Origin of the sequence: Gimesia chilikensis (assembly GCF_008329715.1) — a bacterium.
In the GTDB taxonomy this organism is placed as follows: Bacteria; Planctomycetota; Planctomycetia; order Planctomycetales; family Planctomycetaceae; genus Gimesia; species Gimesia chilikensis.
On sequence record NZ_VTSR01000008.1, the window covers coordinates 241,486 to 258,229 of the forward strand.

The 16,744-nt window shown below is 56.3% G+C and carries 12 protein-coding genes and 1 tRNA gene; 7 read left to right on the forward strand and 6 right to left on the reverse strand.

The genetic code is table 11. The annotated features are described in order from the left end of the window. Positions 1 to 271: 271 nt before the first annotated feature. Positions 272 to 1,168, reverse strand: a complete 897-nt coding sequence (locus tag FYZ48_RS13180; protein ID WP_145438463.1) for a mechanosensitive ion channel family protein — start codon at positions 1,166 to 1,168, stop codon at positions 272 to 274. A gap of 288 nt (positions 1,169 to 1,456) precedes the next feature. Here FYZ48_RS13180 and FYZ48_RS13185 point away from each other — a divergent pair, with 288 nt between their 5' ends. Genes FYZ48_RS13185 through FYZ48_RS13195 form a run of 3 tightly spaced genes read left to right on the forward strand, consistent with a single transcriptional unit; the run spans position 1,457 to position 4,226 of the window. Beyond that, the gene (locus FYZ48_RS13185; protein WP_149341079.1) at positions 1,457 to 2,389 is read left to right on the forward strand and encodes a peptidylprolyl isomerase; all 933 of its coding nucleotides are present in this window, start codon (positions 1,457 to 1,459) and stop codon (positions 2,387 to 2,389) included. 46 nt (positions 2,390 to 2,435) lie between these two features. Then, positions 2,436 to 3,350 carry a succinylglutamate desuccinylase/aspartoacylase family protein gene (locus FYZ48_RS13190; protein WP_187782010.1) on the forward strand — a complete coding sequence of 305 codons (915 nt, stop codon included), beginning with the start codon at positions 2,436 to 2,438 and terminating at the stop codon, positions 3,348 to 3,350. A gap of 60 nt (positions 3,351 to 3,410) precedes the next feature. Beyond that, on the forward strand, positions 3,411 to 4,226 hold the full coding sequence (locus tag FYZ48_RS13195) for an SDR family NAD(P)-dependent oxidoreductase (RefSeq protein WP_149341084.1): 816 nt from the start codon (positions 3,411 to 3,413) through the stop codon (positions 4,224 to 4,226). A gap of 15 nt (positions 4,227 to 4,241) precedes the next feature. Here the strand turns inward: FYZ48_RS13195 and FYZ48_RS13200 are convergent, their stop codons facing one another. Both FYZ48_RS13200 and murQ read right to left on the reverse strand, forming a co-directional pair. Then, the gene (locus tag FYZ48_RS13200; protein WP_149341086.1) at positions 4,242 to 5,192 is read right to left on the reverse strand and encodes an N-acetylglucosamine kinase; all 951 of its coding nucleotides are present in this window, start codon (positions 5,190 to 5,192) and stop codon (positions 4,242 to 4,244) included. A 49-nt stretch (positions 5,193 to 5,241) separates the two neighbouring features. Then, positions 5,242 to 6,141 carry an N-acetylmuramic acid 6-phosphate etherase gene (murQ, locus tag FYZ48_RS13205; RefSeq protein WP_242022628.1) on the reverse strand — a complete coding sequence of 300 codons (900 nt, stop codon included), beginning with the start codon at positions 6,139 to 6,141 and terminating at the stop codon, positions 5,242 to 5,244. A 167-nt stretch (positions 6,142 to 6,308) separates the two neighbouring features. On the opposite strand from murQ, the gene FYZ48_RS13210 reads away from it, so the two are divergent. After that, entirely contained in the window at positions 6,309 to 7,790 is a 1,482-nt protein-coding gene (locus FYZ48_RS13210) for a sodium:solute symporter (RefSeq protein ID WP_242022629.1), read from the forward strand. On the opposite strand, the gene FYZ48_RS13215 is transcribed toward FYZ48_RS13210, so the two are convergent. Both FYZ48_RS13215 and FYZ48_RS13220 read right to left on the reverse strand, forming a co-directional pair. Then, complete coding sequence (locus FYZ48_RS13215) at positions 7,791 to 8,753, reverse strand: hypothetical protein (RefSeq protein ID WP_149341093.1); 963 nt, start codon at positions 8,751 to 8,753, stop codon at positions 7,791 to 7,793. Positions 8,754 to 8,922: 169 nt separating this feature from the next. Continuing rightward, positions 8,923 to 12,120, reverse strand: a complete 3,198-nt coding sequence (locus tag FYZ48_RS13220; protein WP_149341095.1) for a YCF48-related protein — start codon at positions 12,118 to 12,120, stop codon at positions 8,923 to 8,925. A gap of 296 nt (positions 12,121 to 12,416) precedes the next feature. Between FYZ48_RS13220 and FYZ48_RS13225 the strand changes: the two genes are divergently transcribed. From FYZ48_RS13225 to FYZ48_RS13235, 3 genes are all read left to right on the forward strand, one after another. Then, positions 12,417 to 12,501 (forward strand) — tRNA-Leu (locus FYZ48_RS13225). Between the two features lie 463 nt (positions 12,502 to 12,964). Further along, positions 12,965 to 13,642 carry a hypothetical protein gene (locus tag FYZ48_RS13230; protein ID WP_198422221.1) on the forward strand — a complete coding sequence of 226 codons (678 nt, stop codon included), beginning with the start codon at positions 12,965 to 12,967 and terminating at the stop codon, positions 13,640 to 13,642. Continuing rightward, complete coding sequence (locus FYZ48_RS13235; protein WP_187782011.1) at positions 13,642 to 15,642, forward strand: ATP-binding protein; 2,001 nt, start codon at positions 13,642 to 13,644, stop codon at positions 15,640 to 15,642. Before FYZ48_RS13230 ends, FYZ48_RS13235 begins: the two co-directional genes overlap by 1 nt. A gap of 18 nt (positions 15,643 to 15,660) precedes the next feature. Here FYZ48_RS13235 and FYZ48_RS13240 read toward each other — a convergent pair whose 3' ends face one another. Further along, positions 15,661 to 16,716: a C45 family autoproteolytic acyltransferase/hydolase gene (locus tag FYZ48_RS13240; protein WP_149341099.1), complete on the reverse strand. Its 1,056-nt coding sequence runs from the start codon at positions 16,714 to 16,716 to the stop codon at positions 15,661 to 15,663. Positions 16,717 to 16,744 lie beyond the last annotated feature (28 nt).

A 16,744-nucleotide genomic window follows, 5' to 3' on the forward strand; every position in this document is an offset into this window, starting at 1 on the left:
GTATAACCATTAAAAGTGGATATCCAAGTCATTTTGTGCTCGCACAATCGCTACGACCGGACGAGCCCTCTGGCAGCCGTACCTGAAGCCGGAATCCGAACCACAGAAAGACAGCCCTCAGCCGCATTTCCTGAACCATGGATTTACTACGTCAACCACGGAAGTTCAGTGGGACCTGTTTTAGAAAACCGGCTGATTTCCGGGCAGCCGCAAACTCAATAAAACGAATTCTGCAGCTGGCTTAGCCCCCGGATGAATGACCGCAATCGCCTCACGACTCTGCGCTGACGGCACTCTCATTGTAAAGATGCACATCCCGGCTGGGATAAGGAATCGTAAAGCCACGCTCATCGAAGCCGAGCTTGATCCGCTCGGTCAGATCCCAGCGAGTGGCCCAGTAGTCGGCATTTTTAACCCAGGGACGCACGACGAAATTGACACTGCTGTCAGCCAGTTCATTGACGGCAATCACCGGTGCAGGATCAGCCAGAACCCGCTCATCCCCGTTCACGACTTCTTCCAGAAAGGCTTTGACCGCTTTGAGGTCATCGTCATAGCCGCACCCGATCACCAGATCGATGCGGCGATTCTCCTTGATGGAGAAGTTGCGAATGTTGCCAGACGTGATATGACTGTTGGGCACAACAATCGCAATGTTATCCCCGGTGCGCATCGATGTGGTAAAGATCTGAATCTCCTCGACCACGCCCGCCGTCCCGGCCGCTTCAATGTAATCCCCCACCCGAAACGGCTTAAACAGGATCAGCATCACACCCGAAGAAAAATTACTCAACGTTCCCTGGAAGGCCATCCCTACCGCAAAACCGGCTGCAGCCAGAACCGCTGCCAGAGAGGTCGTGTTAATCCCCAGCTCCGACAGCGCCGCCAGAACAACGATGACCAGCAGAATCGAGTAAACGATATTCGACAGAAACCGGGCCAGTGTCTCATCGACCTTCGCCTGCTTCATCAGACGATTACAGAACCGGCTCAAGATGTTGGCAATCCATTTCCCGACCACAAAGATCGCCAGCGCCACAACCACATTAATGGCGAACTGCAGCCCCTGGGTCGCCAGGAATGTTTTGACTGTATGCCAGAGTTCATTTGCCTTTGTCACAGGATCTTCGGAAACCGTCGACGTTTTCTGAGCCAGGATTGACCACATGCGCGGGCCCCTTGTTCAAGAGTAAAAAAGAAATGAGTATGGAATTGAGTGCCCCACACAGCCGGAAAAATCCAATGAACTCCTCTGCTGCTTCAGGTTGACTTGATTTTAGACAGTTGACTTCAGGAGTCCAACTTTGATTTTCATAATTTTCGCCGCCCGATTCACACTGACAGCGTGGTTCGAAAATGCAATAATATCCTCACCACACTCGTTTCACTGAGGCGATTCCCCTCCGGAATCTTCTTCGATCTGAGTTCGTTTCGCCCTTTGCAGGAAGCAATCACGATGTCATCGCCGCGCCGTCACTCTTTCACATACCTCCTCTGCCTGGCTCTTCTGGGCCTCTCCGCAGGACAACCGCTTCGCGCTGCAGCAGTCGAAGAGGTACTCGCGACCGTCAATGGCCAGCCAGTGACCGAGGGCGACCTCTCATTTGCCCTGCTCTCACGTGGCATCACCGACGCACCGCCGGCTCTCCGTCAGCAACTGCTGGAGCAGCTGGTCAATCAACGGCTGATCCAGGAATTTCTGAAAGTGCAGAAAATCGAAGTCCCGCCGAAACAGTTGGATGAAAGTGTCGTCAAAGTCGAGAACTTCATCCGCAAGAAAGGCGATAATCCCCAGCAGGTACTCACGAAAATGGGCTTCACCCCCGAGAAGCTCCGCGCCGCGATCGCTCTGCCGCTGGCCTGGAATCTCTATGCCCGTCAGGAAATTTCGCCGGAGAAAATGCAGGCCTATTTCAACGCTCATCGTGAAGAGCTGGATGGCACCCGCGTCGAAGCCAGTCAGATTCTTCTGAAACTTTCTTCTAACGCGTCCCCAACAGAAATCGATCAAGCGAAACAGAAGTTGATTGATCTGCGGAAGCAAATCCAGTCCGGCAAGCTGAGCTTTGCCGAAGCCGCCGCCCAGTATTCGCAGGCCCCCAGCAAAACAGAGGGAGGCAAACTGGTCACCTCCGCGTATCGGGGAAAAATGCCGCTGGTCTTCACCAGCCAGGTCTTCCCCCTTAAAGAAGGTGAAATCAGTGAACCCTTCCAGTCCCCCTTTGGCATGCACCTCATCACGCTGAATAAGAAACACCCTGGCCAGTTCAGTCTCGAAGATGTGCGCGGCGAACTCTTTCAGACGCTCTCCCGCGAACTCTACGATCAGACGCTGCAGAAACTGCGGTCCACGGCCAAAATTGAATGGAAGACCGAACCAAAATCCTGATCCTGGCGCTCACCACTCGAACTCACTCTCACTTGAAGTAACCCCCATGTCGAGTTTGCCCCCCATTGAATCGACTGTCATTTCAGGCCAGCAACCCGGACCGCATCTGCTGATCCTCGGCGGCGTACACGGCGATGAATACGAACCCATGGCCGCCATTCGCAAACTGATCACCATGATCAAACCCGCTGAATTCAGTGGCAAAGTCACGCTGGTGCCGGTGCTGAATCAACCCGCATACGAACGCTGTCAGCGCTGTGGTCCGGATGATCTGGATCTGGCCCGCACCTTTCCCGGCGCACCCGACGGTTCCATCACCGAACAGATTGCCCATCAGGCCACACAGCTGATTCAGACAGCCGATTATCTGATCGACCTGCACACGGGAGGCGTGATTTCTGACCTGGCCCCCTTCTCCGGCTACTGTCTGCACTCCGATCCAGCCATCCTGAAAACACAACGCACGATGGCCCGCGCTTTCGGAATCCCCGTTGTCTGGGGCACAACCGCCACGCTGGAAGGACGCTCCCTGTCTGCCGCCCGCGACGCGAATGTGCCTGCAATCTACGCCGAATGGGGAGGCGGCAGCCAGTGCAACGCCACCGCCGTCTCCGGTTATGCCACAGGCTGTCTACAAGTAATGTCTGCCCTCGGCATGCGGGACCAACCCATCCCCGATCAGCCAATCCAGTACGAGATCGAAGACAACCGCGATCAGAGTGGCCACTTGCAACTGCATAACAATGCCCCCGTGTCGGGCTTTTTTGAACCAGCGATCCAGCTAATGGATACCGTTCAGGCAGGAGACGCCCTGGGAACCATCTGCTCGCCACTGGGAGATAAAATCACCAGCATCAAAGCCAGTCAGACCGGCGTGGTTCTGGGAATCCGCACGCTCCCCTATGTGAAGCAGAACGAATGGCTGGTGGTAATCCTCGAAACCGATCACAGCGTCAGTTGAAGCATGCCACAACGCTTTGAAACCTCAGCAATCAAAACCAGAGACGGAAAGGAACTCGCCATGAACCCGCAACCGGTTGCCATGATCACAGGAGCCGCGGGAGGCATCGGCGGCGAGACCGCCGTCCGCTTTGCCGAACGGGGCTATGACTGCGTCCTGCTCGCCCTCCCCTCGGAGGACCTCAGCCCCATCACCAAACGCATCGAAGACGCAGGCCGTCAGTATATGATCTGCACCGGTGATCTCGCGGATCTGGAGTATGCAGAATCGGCCGTCGAACAATGTATCGCCGCCTGGGGACGCATCGATGTCCTGGTCAATAATGCCGCCTGGCGCGAAATCACCACCATGCGAAAGATTGAACTCGCCAGCTGGGAACAGACCCTGCGTGTCTGCCTGACCGCCCCCGCGTTTCTCTCACGGTGGTGTGCAGCCCACATGGAAGCCCGCGGAGAGGGAGTAATCATCAACGTCTCCAGCATCCAGTCTCAGATGGCAGCCGGGATCAGTCCGGCTTACGTCGCAGCCAAAGGGGCCCTCGATTCGTTGACCTACGAACTGGCCACGCTCTATGGCCCTGCAGGCATTCGGGTGCTCAGCGTCAATCCCGGCGCGATCGACACCGCGATGGGACAGGATATCGCCGTTGACCAGCAGGCCACCGCCATAAAAATCCGCCAGGCTTCCGAAGACATGATTCCTTTACGACGCTGGGCACATCCGCGAGAAATCGCCCACAGCATTGTCATGCTGGCCGGAGAAGACGCCAGCTATCTCACCGGAACCTCCGTCACCATCGACGGCGGCTGGAAACAGCAGTGCTCTCCTTACTCGGTAAAGCAGCTGCAAATCCCCGATCAGTTCCCGGAAGCTTAGCCAGAGCCATACGAATTATCCCAGCAGGCGGACGGCAATCCGCACAGCCCCCAGACTCGGATCTTCAACGCACTCGATGGTCGCGGGAGCGAGCTGCTGCTCTGCCAGACGTTCGAGCAGAGAGACTCGGTAATCGCGTTGATGCAGCATTATCCCACCAGTCAGCGCCAGCGCATAGGCGTCTGCTTTGAAATGCAACCGCTGCGCCACCGCCAGTACCAGCTCAGACAGTTCCTGCGCGCCCTGATCCACAATCGAACGGGCCACCGCATCCTCATCCATAGCGGCTTCAAACACAAGACCTGACAGCCGGGCGATCCGACCGCGGTCTCCCGGATCCTGGTAGAGATAACCGATCAGCTCTTCGGGAGCATTCAAATTCAAGGCCTTGAGAAATCGTGACTGCAGAACCGTCTCCGGCCCCCGTCCGTCAACCCCCCGCAGGATCGCCTTGATCGCCGCGATCGCCAGCTGATAGCCACTCCCTTCATCCCCCAACAGATATCCCCAGCCCCCGGCACGCGTCTGAGTACCATCGGCCCCTTTCCCGAAAGCCAGCGAACCGGTTCCCGCAATCAACGCCACACCGGTTCCAACCGGAGTACCCGCTGCCAGCACCGTCTCAGCATCGGTGACCACAACCACTTCCTCTGCGATCTGATTCAGTATCGCCCATTCCGCCCAGGCATTCTGCTCGGCGGGTCGTCCTGCTCCCGCCATGCCCAGACAGAGCACAGACACCGTGTGCGGTTCTGCGCCTGCAGACTGAAAGGCCCGCTCGACCGCCCGTTGCAATTCACCGGCAGCCGCATCCAGGCCTACTGCATTCAGATTGGAAGCTCCTGCCGTTCCGCGTCCAACAACGTGAAAGTTCTGTGCGTCCGTCACCACAGCCAGAGTTGCCGCGGTTTTGGTGCCACCACCGTCGATGCCCAGTACCAGTTGTCGGGACTGTAATCCGGTCATACCGTGAATTCCTCAGAGGGGATTTGCCGATCCAGCGACGGACTCAAGTTCACTCGGCTGCATCCAGTGCCCGCCGCAGATGGCCGCCCGCCTGCTTGAGCAGTTCTTCTGCACGTTCGGGAGACACATTCCGTTTCACGCTCACGATCGCCGTTTTCAATTCGCCATGACAGGCTTCCAGTACCGTCTCGGCTTCGTCACGCGGAAGATCGGTAAACGCGATCAATATTCGAATGGAGCGGTCAATCAGTTTCTTGTTCGTGGCCCGCAGATCGACCATCAGGTTGCCATACGTTTTACCAATCCGCACCATGGCCCCGGTCGTCAACATGTTCAACACCATTTTGGTTGCCGTCCCCGCCTTGAGACGCGTGGAACCGGTAATGACTTCCGGACCGACCACCGGACAGATAGTGAGATCGGCCACATCCGCCAGCTGATTCTCCTGATTGCAGGTAAACGCGATGGCAGCGGCCCCCTGCTCTCGCGCGTATTGCAGAGCGGCAATCACATACGGCGTGCGTCCACTGGTGGCGATTCCAACCAGGACATCATCCTGACTGAGCCCCAGTTCCTGCAGATCGGCGATGGCGAACTCGGGATGATCTTCGGCCCCTTCGACGGCATTCGTCAGGGCAGTTCGTCCCCCCGCAATTAACCCGACCACCTGTTCGGGTGGACTGTTAAATGTGGGTGGACACTCACTGGCATCCAGCACTCCCAGTCGCCCCGACGTCCCTGCGCCGATGTAAACCAGTCGACCACCGCGTCGAAACGCTTCGGCAATCAGATCGACGGCAGCAGCAATCGTTTCCGATTCTTTCGCGACGGCTGCAGCCACGCCGGCATCTTCAGCATTCATCAGCTGCACGATTTCCAGACTGCTCATGGCATCAATCCTGTCGGATGCCGGGTTGCGTTGTTCGGTCGTTAAATGCTCTAACATCATCTTTTGCCTGTTCGAATTGGAAGCGGACAGCTACTATGATAACCGGGAATCTGAATCCCGAAAGGATGCACTTCGCCAAACTCCACTGGAATTGGAAATTGTGCCCCCTGAAGCTCCTGTCACGCGTTCTGCCAATCATCACACGTTCCAAAATAACGGGTTGCACTGTGAACATCGCCATCGGAAATATCGATCTGATCATCCTGGGACTCTACCTGGCAGGCGTTGTCTGGTTCGGATCCTGGGTGGGCGGCAAGCAGAAAGATCTGTCCGATTATCTGCTCGGTGGAAAAACGCTCCCGTGGTGGGCCATCCTCGGCTCCATCGTGGCCACAGAGACCAGCACCGTCACCTTCCTGAGTGTGCCCGGCATCGCGTATCAGCCGGACGGTAACCTCCAGTTTCTGCAGCTTCCCCTGGGCTATATTGTGGGACGCTTCCTGGTGATCCTGTTTCTGCTTCCCCTCTATTTCCGGGGTGAAATCTATTCCGCTTACGAAGTCTTCAAAAAACGGTTCGGCGGTAAAACCGAACGCCTGGCATCGCTGACCTTTATCGTGATGCGCACCCTCGCGGATGGACTCCGCCTGTACCTGACTGCACTCGTGCTGGAGAAAGTGGTCGGAATTCCCATCTCTGCCTGCGTGGTTGTCATCGGCATCGGCACGATCATTTATACCTGTCTGGGGGGGATGAAATCGGTCGTCTGGAATGACTGCCTGCAATTCGTAATCTATATCGCCGGCGCCCTGTTCGCGTTCTATGTCATCCTCGAAGCACTCCCCGGTGGATGGACCGACTATCAGCAGTTTGCCGTGGCGAATCACAAATGGACCATGTTCGATTTCCAATGGGATCTCTCTCAGACTTACACGTTCTGGGCCGGTCTGGTCGGCGGCATGTTCCTCTCGATGGCCACCCATGGTGCCGACCAGTTGATGATCCAGCGGTACCTCGGTGCCCGCAATCAGCGCGACGCGGCCCGGGCGCTCGGCTTCAGTGGCTTCGTAGTCTTCTTGCAGTTCGCCCTGTTCCTGCTCCTCGGCATTGGTCTGGCGGCCTTCTATCAGAGTTTCCCGCCAGCCACGCCGTTCGAAAAGCCAGATGAAGTGTTCGCCACCTTCATCATCGACAACCTGCCCAAGGGGATTAAAGGGCTCACGCTGGCCGCCGTCTTCGCAGCCGCGATGTCGACCCTCTCCAGTTCCCTCAGTTCGACCACCAGTGCCCTGGTCAACGACTTCTACTTACCGCTGACCTCGAAGAAAAAACAGCAGTCCGAGCTGGTCGCACTCAGTCGCGTATTTACGGTTCTCTTCGGTCTTGCGCAGATCTTCGTGGGGATTGCCAGCCAGTCGATCGAAAGCAGCGTCGTCGGAAACGTGCTGGCCATCGCCGGCATCTCTACGGGCCTGATCCTCGGGATCTTTTTCCTGGCCACGTTCAGTCAGCGGGCCTCGCAGGCTTCTGCCCTGCTCGGCTTCCTCGTCGGCCTGGCCACCGTGCTCTATGTCGGCTTCATCATCAAGGGCACCGTCGCCTGGCCCTGGTACACGCTCATCGGTGCCACGACCGTCTTTGTAGTGGGAATTGCCACCAGTCGCTTCTTCCCGGCAACTGAGCCTGCAGATTCAGAAACCACCGAGTAATTACTGACCGCGCCACAGAATCTGATCGGAAATCTCCAGTTCAGCCTGGGCAGCCGCGATTTCACTTTTGAAGCGTCGTGCATCGACCGGATAGCCTTTCGTCGGCTTGATGTCCGGCACATGTTCCGACCAGAACTGGTTAAACAGTTCCATCATCACTTCGCGGGTGTATTTGCAGACCATCGAGGAAACCGCGACCGGAAAATGCGCCTCGGCTTTAGTCTGGAAGCGAATCTCGGTGGCCCCCACACGATAGATACTCCGTGCTGTCGACTCTTCCACGCGGAAGATCATTTCGCCATCCAGGATCTCATCCAGATATTCATCGTAGCGATTCCGCCCCCCGTGCTTGTCTCCAATAATCAGCGTGGGCTCATTACTGTCCCGATCCCAGACGCGTGTCAGCAACTGCATGCACAGCCGCGTCAGCATCACCCCTTTGCTGCCATACTCTCTGCACAAGTGATTGAACCGCTCGGGCAACACAATCTCCGAGCAGAGTGCCTTAAGCTTGATTCCCGCTGCGTCCAGTGCCGTCTGCAGCTTCTGTTGTGAGTCGCGCGTCCCCTCAGTTTCGACGGTCGTAGGCAGTGCAAACCGGTCGTCCCCATTCCACGGATGCTCCTGAATCGCGTCCAGATGCGTGGGAGAAGCGATCAGCAACCGCCAGAGTTTTCCCAGCGAATCCACCTGGTCAGCATCATGGACCACCTGTAAAAAAGGAAAAGTCGAACGTTCCAGGGGCCCCAGACCTTTAGCAGACGAGTGGACTTCCTTGGAATCGGCGACGTGCAGCAATTCAGAATTACGGCGGGGACGACTGTTGGAAACGACAGATTCCAGTGCTGACCAGAAATCGAAGTCGCGCGGTTCCCCGGGGACTTCCCACAAACTGGCCGTAATCACAAGCGGTCCCAGGTTCGGACCATAGCCTGCTTCGTCCATGCCAATCAGGTAACCCATTGCCGCTCCATCTTCTCTCTGAAAACTGTACGCTCTGCTGACCAGCGGCAACTCAACCGCCGATCATCCCATCGATTCTTAGTCGACGACATCATAAGCGAATCGAATGCTGCGTGAAACGCAGAGCGTCAGAGAAAAGTGGCGACCGTGACTATTCCCGGCTGAGCGTCTATTCAAACTTCATCAGCCCGAACGTATCGGGACGGGGAGACGTCGTCAGGGGATAATTCCAGCCTTCCAGACCGAGGGCGGGCAGAATCCGCACGACCGAAAAGCCCCAGGTGCTGCGTTTGAGCTGTGTCTGTGGTACGAGTTCCTGTAATGGAATCGCGAACTCAGTCCGCCAGTGCCGCTTGTCTTTCTCGCGCGCCACGTACCAGCGGGGATTCCAGCTCTGATCAATCCAGCAGCTGTCACGCGTCCACCCGCGGTGATCGACTTCCAGTTGATAGTAAGTCGTGTAATCCCGATCGATATCAAACGCGAAAGCCAGGCGATCCTGCCGCTGCAGATCCGCATCGTAAGTCCGCCCCGAATCGGGAGCCGCGGGATATTCCAGTTCATCCCGGATGGGAATACTGGCGGCCACATACAGGTAGTCCCGGTCATAAGACATCAATACAAAGGGACGGTCCAGCGGGTTGGCACCAATCGCATCCGGGTCTCCCCCGTTTTCCGCAGGATTCGCGGAGAGGTGTAGTTCGTCTGCAGACTGCCAGCATTCATCGGACAACACACCGTCCAGGATCGGTCGCGTCTTGGTGAATTTACAGAGATAGACCGGACGTGGCGGGGCACTGGCCGGATGCAGTAACCAGTTCTCCGCTTTGGCAATGTTCTTCCACGACTCGTTCGCCGCGGGAGTGTAATAATTACGGAAAATATCGTCGGCCTTACCATGCGAACCGATCAGACGATAGAGCGACGCCAGGGGAATCTGGACTTCCGGCGTCTCATAAAAAGCGGGCGCGTATTTCTGGAACCAGCGCACCGCCGCCAGGGCCTGCTTCTTCCAGTTCTCAGCAGTCTGGGTCCGCCAGTTCTCGGGCGCCCCTGTATTCAGCTGACCTACCTGCCGCACGGTCTCCAGCAGCGAGGCCGTTGAAGGATCCGAAAACTGCGAGGCGTTCTGTACCTGGTTGGTCACCTGTCCGGGTGAGTTGGTCGACCGGCTGCGTTCCACGGGTACATTTTTATTTCTCTGCCAGGCGATCTCTTCACTCGACCAGAGCTGGAACAGCCAGAGCATCGCCCGCACGGCTTCCGGCTGACGAGGATACTGCTCGACCAGTTCCTGACAGGTCGCTTCGGCCTTCTCCAGATCCTGGTGATCGATGTATTGCTGAGCCAGCTGCTCCAGTTGCAACGCTGCCTGCCGTTCAGACATGCCCTGGGTCATTGTTTTCAAATGTGATACCAGCTGAGCGGAATAATGGGGATCAGTAATCAGCTTCGCCGCGATCGCTTTCAGGTTCCGCTGACGTTCAGCCAGCTTCCGATTACGTTCTTCATCTTCGACGTTGATCTCTGACAGTTTTCGACGTGCCGCGGAACCCGGTGCGATACCAATCCCCGCAAACAGGCTCCCCCCCGAAATCACGGACGGTGCCCCTGCTCCCTCAACGGCGTCCACATCGATCTGCCGATACACAAAGCGGCTCTCGTCACCGGTGACTTCCTTGCCCAGAATCTGTTTTCCGGACGAAGCCGCGGTCGCAGCCGTCAGGCCCAGACGGGCAAGATATTCGTCCGCCTCAACCGAGACATGTCCCGAGCTTCCCGGCGGCAAACGCAGAAAGACCTTTTTGACTTTCCAGGGGTTCAATCCCGCCTGCTCCCGGTGTTCCAGATATCGCGAGCCATCGGCGGCATAACGGACTGCCTGCAGCATCGCATCTTTCATCAGGGTGGACGCCGCATCTTTTCCCTGGGGCTGATCGATGATCAACACGTCGGGTCGCCAGGTACGCAGCTGCGACACAAAGCGACTCAGCGTGACCGCAGCCAGTCGACCTTCCGTATGTTTGTTCCATTCTGCAATCAGGCGATCAGCATTCTGTTCCAGCTCAGGAATATCGACGGGGAACCGCCAGTCCTGTCGTCCCACAGAAGCCCCGACACTGACGACCGCTTCACCAAGTCGTAGATCCAGATCCTGAAACCGCGGCCCTTCCGGTCCGAGGTCACGACGGATCGGCAGCATGACCATACTGCGATAACCCTGATCGCCCGCATATTTACTCAGCATCTCAAACGAAATCTGTTCGGGCTGGGCATGCACACACATCAGTGCCACACGACGGGCATCCGCATGATTCGACTGCCACGTCATACCACCGTCGCTGGTCCGTAAGATGGTTCCCAGTGCCCCCACGGCATAGCCGATCTGATCGTCGACGAAATCAATCGACAAAAGGGGGATACTCTGTCCCGTCCACTGCTGATGCCAGGTCTGGCCTCCGTCTCTGGAATGCCAGATCACTGATCCCGGATCGCCGACGACCCAGATACGATCACCGCGGACTTCGACGGCTTTGAAATCGGTAAAATCTTTTAAGGGATCGGGCAGCGCCCCTGCAGGCATTTCCCAGACCAGTCCCCGATTGGTCGTTTTTCGTAACATGGCGCCATCGCCGGCCATCCAGCCTGTTGCAGTCAACGGGACATTGATGTTCTGTATGCCGCGCAGCCCCTGCGGTGGAAAGCGTGGCGGCATGACGGCACCGCCCCCGACCAGGGTCAGATGTCCCCGGTTGCCGGCGACGACTCCGGTCTCTTCATCGAAGAAAGCAGCACTGCGATAGCCGTCCGCTTCGTGACCTGTGATATCCTGCCAGGTCTGGCCTCCATCCTCTGTTTTGAAAACACCGGTCGCATGCTGGACCGAGGTGTCTCCCACCACGACGCCTTGCTGCATGCCGAAGAACCGCACGTAATGCAGGCGCGGTAATCGCTTCTGGATCAGTTCGGTCCAGGTCTTGCCTCCGTCTTTGGTAAACAGCAGGACGCCCTGGTTCAAATGACCGTAAGGGGACGTCCCTCCTCCGGCGATCCAGCCGATCTGGTCGGTGACAAAACAGATATGTCTCAGAGGAAAATCCACGGGGCTCGGCACAAACTGCCAGCTCTGTCCGCCGTCGACGGTCTTACGGATCACGCCCCGATCGCCGACTGCCCAACCGGTTTTGGAACCCAGAAACTGCACCGCATGCAGATTGGCATCGTCGAGCAGAGGCGAACCTGCCGCCCCGGTTCCTGTGTCTGCCTGTAGCGAGACAGGCGAAGCCAGCAGACAGAGCGCAAGCAGACTCTGCAGGAACAGCACGCTCAGGGTGATATCAGTATTCCGGCGGTTGAAAATCAGCATCGGACATCCTTGTTCGAATCGATTCAGGGTGTCGGAAACAGCCAGACTTCCGTATTCCACGGAGAAACGCTGTTGCGACGGTCGAAAACGGGGCGTAGTTTACAAAAATGCAGATTATACGGGGAGGGTAGTTTGAACTCATTGCAGGTCCATTTTCGTAAAATCCCCGCATTTTCACCCCGAGATTGGCCTCCGCTTCCCTTGATGGTCCCACCCGGATTGTTATACTGGGAAATCCTCGACATTCAGACTGTTTTCAGGCACCTGTACAGGTAAATGAGAGCATCTGCAGCCGAGCCCAAGTGGCGGAATTGGCAGACGCGCTAGCTTGAGGGGCTAGTGGGGGTAATCCCCGTGGAGGTTCGAGTCCTCTCTTGGGCACTTCAATGAGACTCAGGTTCATTCCTGAGTCTTTTTTTTGCGCCTGCCTGAACTCATCCTGCGAATCAGCAGTTCTCTTTACCCTCCTGGCTGGAGGGGTAAAACTCAGATTGAGTCCCACCGAATTTCTGAACGAGCTTTCTAAAACAAGTGAATCAATTCTGAGGGAAATCCCCCTGTTCAAAATACACGCAATCCCCGGCTATTGCTCAGCTTATGCCACTGAAAACTGCATGGGAATTCCTCCTTATTTCAACTGATTTTTACCGATTGTGAAGCCTATACATTGGACTGTGCCAGATATCGGATCGTTTTATCAGTTTTTAAGCTGATTCCACCCGCGCGCCACAGATTTCAACTTATGTTTTCTTCGCTGTGGTACAGATTCCCGGTGGGGAGCCTGCAGAGACCCCAGTCGTAACGTCCCTGACCAGCCTTCTCTACAGAGGATCGATTTGACCTGATGAATATCTCCAGTATCTGGCACATTGAAAAACCACTCGGTTTGAAACCGCTCCCTTCCAGACGGATCGGGAACCGGTACTTCATTCCCTGTCTGACGATTGTCTGGGCAGGTCTGATTCTCTCCGTGATGAGTGTTCTCTGGAGTTATCAGACGACTCCCGGTGCGGTATCGCATTCACCGACTCAGTGGCCGGCAGAAAGTCAGACCACGTGGAATGCATTCCGCCCTACCCTGGTCATGTTTGCGCACCCCCGCTGCCCCTGTACGCGGGCCAGCATCAGCGAACTGGAACAGATCATGGCATACGGCTCTGAACGGCTGGATGCGCGCGTCGAATTTTATAAGCCGGAGAACTTCCCTCAGGATTGGGAAAAAACAGATCTCTGGAAAGCGGCGGCGGCAATTCCCGGAGTGACCGTCAACACAGACCTGGATGGCCAGGCTGCCCGACTGTTTGGTGCCACGACCTCCGGATATGTCGCCCTGTATGACACACGGGGAGAACTGGTCTTCCACGGGGGAATCACCGGCTCACGGGGACACACAGGGGCCAACCGCGGCAGCAGTGCAGTGCTTGATTATCTGTCTCAAGGCAACTCAGAATCTCATCAGACATACACCTTCGGTTGCCCCCTGCTGGGACGGGAAGAAACATGTCGACAGGAGGAAAAGTAATGAAACTCAGTGTCCTCAACAAACCCTGCCAACCTGATTTCGCACAAAGAGCAGACGAACTGTTCAACGAACATCGTCAGCAGCTCTGCCAGCGGACCGACCGTCTGTTCGCCTGTCTGATGATCGTACAATGGCTGGCTGCCATCGGGGCTGCCTGCCTGGTGACTCCATACACCTGGATTGGTAATTTAAGTCAGACCCACCTGCATGTCTGGGCGGCTGTCATCCTGGGCGGTTTGATTACCTGCTTCCCCGTCTTTCTGGCCTGGTTTCATCCGGGTCGCGTCCTCACCCGACACGTGATCGCAGTCAGCCAGATGTTGACGTCATCTTTATTGATCCACCTCAGTGGCGGGCGAATTGAAACACACTTCCATATTTTTGGTTCCCTGGCATTCCTGGCCTTTTACCGGGACTGGCGCGTTTTGATCTCGGCAACCACAGTCGTTGTGATTGACCATACAGCATTCGGGCTCTTGTACCCCCAGGCGGTCTTCGGTGCGCTCACAGCCAGCCCCTGGCGGATTGTCGAACATGGAGCCTGGGTCGTATTCGAAGACATCTTCCTGATCATCGCCATTCAGCAGAACACTCGGGAAATGCAGGCGATGGCACGTCAGAGAGCCGCTCTCGAGGAAACAAAATCTCTGATTAGATGCGAGGTGCAAAAACGAACCAGCGAACTGAATCTCGCCAATCAGAAAATCTCGGAAACCAATCACCAGTTGGAAATTCAGGCCCATGAATTACGAAGCGCGAAGGAACATGCAGAGGCCGCCAACCGCGCCAAGAGTGCATTCCTTGCCAACATGAGCCACGAAATCCGTACCCCGATGAATGCCATTCTCGGCTTCAACGATATCCTGCTTGAGAACGTTTCCGCTCCCGAAAATGTAGAAGCAGCGAAAACCGTGAAGGTAAATGGCGAATACCTGATCCGACTCATCAACGACATTCTGGACCTGTCCAAAATCGAAGCCGAAAAAATGGAAGTCGAACAGATCGCCTGCTCGCCCCACGAACTGTTGAATAATGTCTCTTCGCTGATGAACGTCCGCGCGGTCGCCAAAGCACTGCCGCTGGAATTTCAGATTGAGGGCCCTATTCCCGAAACGATCCAGACCGATCCTACACGCCTGCGACAGATTCTGATCAATACGATCGGCAATGCGATTAAATTCACTGAAACCGGTTCCGTAAAAGTCGTCACACGCCTGCTGAATGAATCAGGGCAGGCACCACAGCTGCAGTTCGAAGTCATCGACACTGGAATCGGTATTCCCACAGAATGTCTGGAAACTCTGTTCAACCCCTTCACCCAGGCCGATGGTTCCATGACGCGCAAGTTTGAAGGCACAGGGCTGGGTCTGACGATCAGCAAACGTCTGGCAGAACTGCTGGGTGGATCCATTTCTGTCACCAGCACGCACGGCGCAGGCAGCACATTCACGATTCGAGTCGAAACCGGCTCCCTGGACCAGGTGCCGCTGATTGAACAGGAGACTAATACTCCCAAACCAGTTGCCAACGAAAAAGCAGACACATCCGCCGAGACACTGCCCGGCACTCCGCTCAAAGGGTATCGGATCCTGCTGACGGAAGACGGCCTCTACAATCAGCGGCTGATCACCTTCCTGCTGAAAAAGGCGGGTGCGGACGTCAGCCTGGCAGAAAATGGTCAGATTTCCATCGACCAGGCGACAGCAGCCGAATCAGAGGGACAACCATTTGATGTAATCCTGATGGATATGCAGATGCCGGTTCTGGATGGTTACAGTGCGACCAGGCAGTTAAGAGACGCCGGTTTCCAGGTACCAATCATCGCGTTAACAGCACATGCCATGAACGGTGATCGCCAGAAATGTCTGGATGCGGGCTGCGACGAATATCTGACGAAGCCCATTGATCGCAAGAAATTGATCGAGGTGATCTTAATGTCGCTCAATGAAACTGAGGGGGAGCAAAACGTCCTGACATCTGACATCGCTTACCAGATTTAAGCAACGAACGGACTGAGCTCAAAGCTGATAGACCTCGTATTCCGCACTGCAGGGGGTACCACGCGAGACATGCATCCGCTGCCGCTCCGGTTCGATGATCACGGAAAACACGGTCTGCCAGTAGCCGTGATCGGGGTCGTCGTTGAGATGCCTGCAGATCGAGCGTGGATAATCCTGATGATCGCGGAGAGCGGTTTTGATCTCTGCAACTCCTGGATCGGCGGGACTGGCTTGAAGCAATTCATCTATCCGCGCCTTACGCGGATGTGAACCGATCAGTTCCGGAAACTGCTCATTGTACTGACAGAGCTCCGGATGCAGACAATGATTGGTATGTGTAATCCAGCTTGTCTCATCCGGCCTTAAAACCTGCACACTGTCAATCGTCACTTCCAGGTTTGCAGGTCCCTCAGGAGTCGCCAGCATGATATTCGCGGGAATCGCCCGCTCGGCCCGTTGGATCGCCTCCACCGCGCCTGCCAGGCTGTCTGCTTCATAGAGCTCGCGGAGCGTGAAATAGTGCGGTACTCCGTGTGCGCGACTGGGGGCCGGCAGAGAATTCAGACAGGCACCAATGCCCTCTGAATTGAACCCGATGTAAGAAATCAACCCGGCCTGTGTCAACGTCATCAACGCCGGCTTTCCCGTCGGGCGACGCGTCAGCATGATGGTAAACGGATCGAGAGCCGGGTCATTGTCCCAGTTCTGAGCCACGATCGCTCCCCTGCCGGAAGGATCCGGCACACTCAGCGAAGTGCACCCCGCATCCGGTTCCGGCGTGAACTGATTCCGGATCTGTAACAACATGATCTGCCACAGCGGAACAGCGACGGCTTCGGCCAGACCTTCAAGTTCCTCTACCGAATCGGGAGAATATTCTCTCGCGACAGGCAGACAGACTTCCGCCAGAGCCCGGGCCCGTTCCGGGCTGACCTGCATCGTCTCCTGGAGTCTCTCCAGCGCCACAACGCAGAAGGTCCGCACCTCTTCGGGGGCAGCTTCTCCCAGCTGCCGACCCATTTCGCGGGGAGAACCACTGACTTCGATTTCACGATAACGTTCAGCTGGAACCATTTCACCTGCTCACGATTGATTGTTGAAT

Coding starts and splice junctions, on each gene's coding strand:
- FYZ48_RS13180 (WP_145438463.1), bottom strand. CDS start 1,168: ATGTGGTCAATCCTGGCTCAGAAAACGTCGACGGTTTCCGAAGATCCT.
- FYZ48_RS13185 (WP_149341079.1), top strand. CDS start 1,457: ATGTCATCGCCGCGCCGTCACTCTTTCACATACCTCCTCTGCCTGGCT.
- FYZ48_RS13190 (WP_187782010.1), top strand. CDS start 2,436: ATGTCGAGTTTGCCCCCCATTGAATCGACTGTCATTTCAGGCCAGCAA.
- FYZ48_RS13195 (WP_149341084.1), top strand. CDS start 3,411: ATGAACCCGCAACCGGTTGCCATGATCACAGGAGCCGCGGGAGGCATC.
- FYZ48_RS13200 (WP_149341086.1), bottom strand. CDS start 5,192: ATGACCGGATTACAGTCCCGACAACTGGTACTGGGCATCGACGGTGGT.
- murQ (WP_242022628.1), bottom strand. CDS start 6,141: ATGATGTTAGAGCATTTAACGACCGAACAACGCAACCCGGCATCCGAC.
- FYZ48_RS13215 (WP_149341093.1), bottom strand. CDS start 8,753: ATGGGTTACCTGATTGGCATGGACGAAGCAGGCTATGGTCCGAACCTG.
- FYZ48_RS13220 (WP_149341095.1), bottom strand. CDS start 12,120: ATGCTGATTTTCAACCGCCGGAATACTGATATCACCCTGAGCGTGCTG.
- FYZ48_RS13230 (WP_198422221.1), top strand. CDS start 12,965: ATGAATATCTCCAGTATCTGGCACATTGAAAAACCACTCGGTTTGAAA.
- FYZ48_RS13235 (WP_187782011.1), top strand. CDS start 13,642: ATGAAACTCAGTGTCCTCAACAAACCCTGCCAACCTGATTTCGCACAA.
- FYZ48_RS13240 (WP_149341099.1), bottom strand. CDS start 16,716: ATGGTTCCAGCTGAACGTTATCGTGAAATCGAAGTCAGTGGTTCTCCC.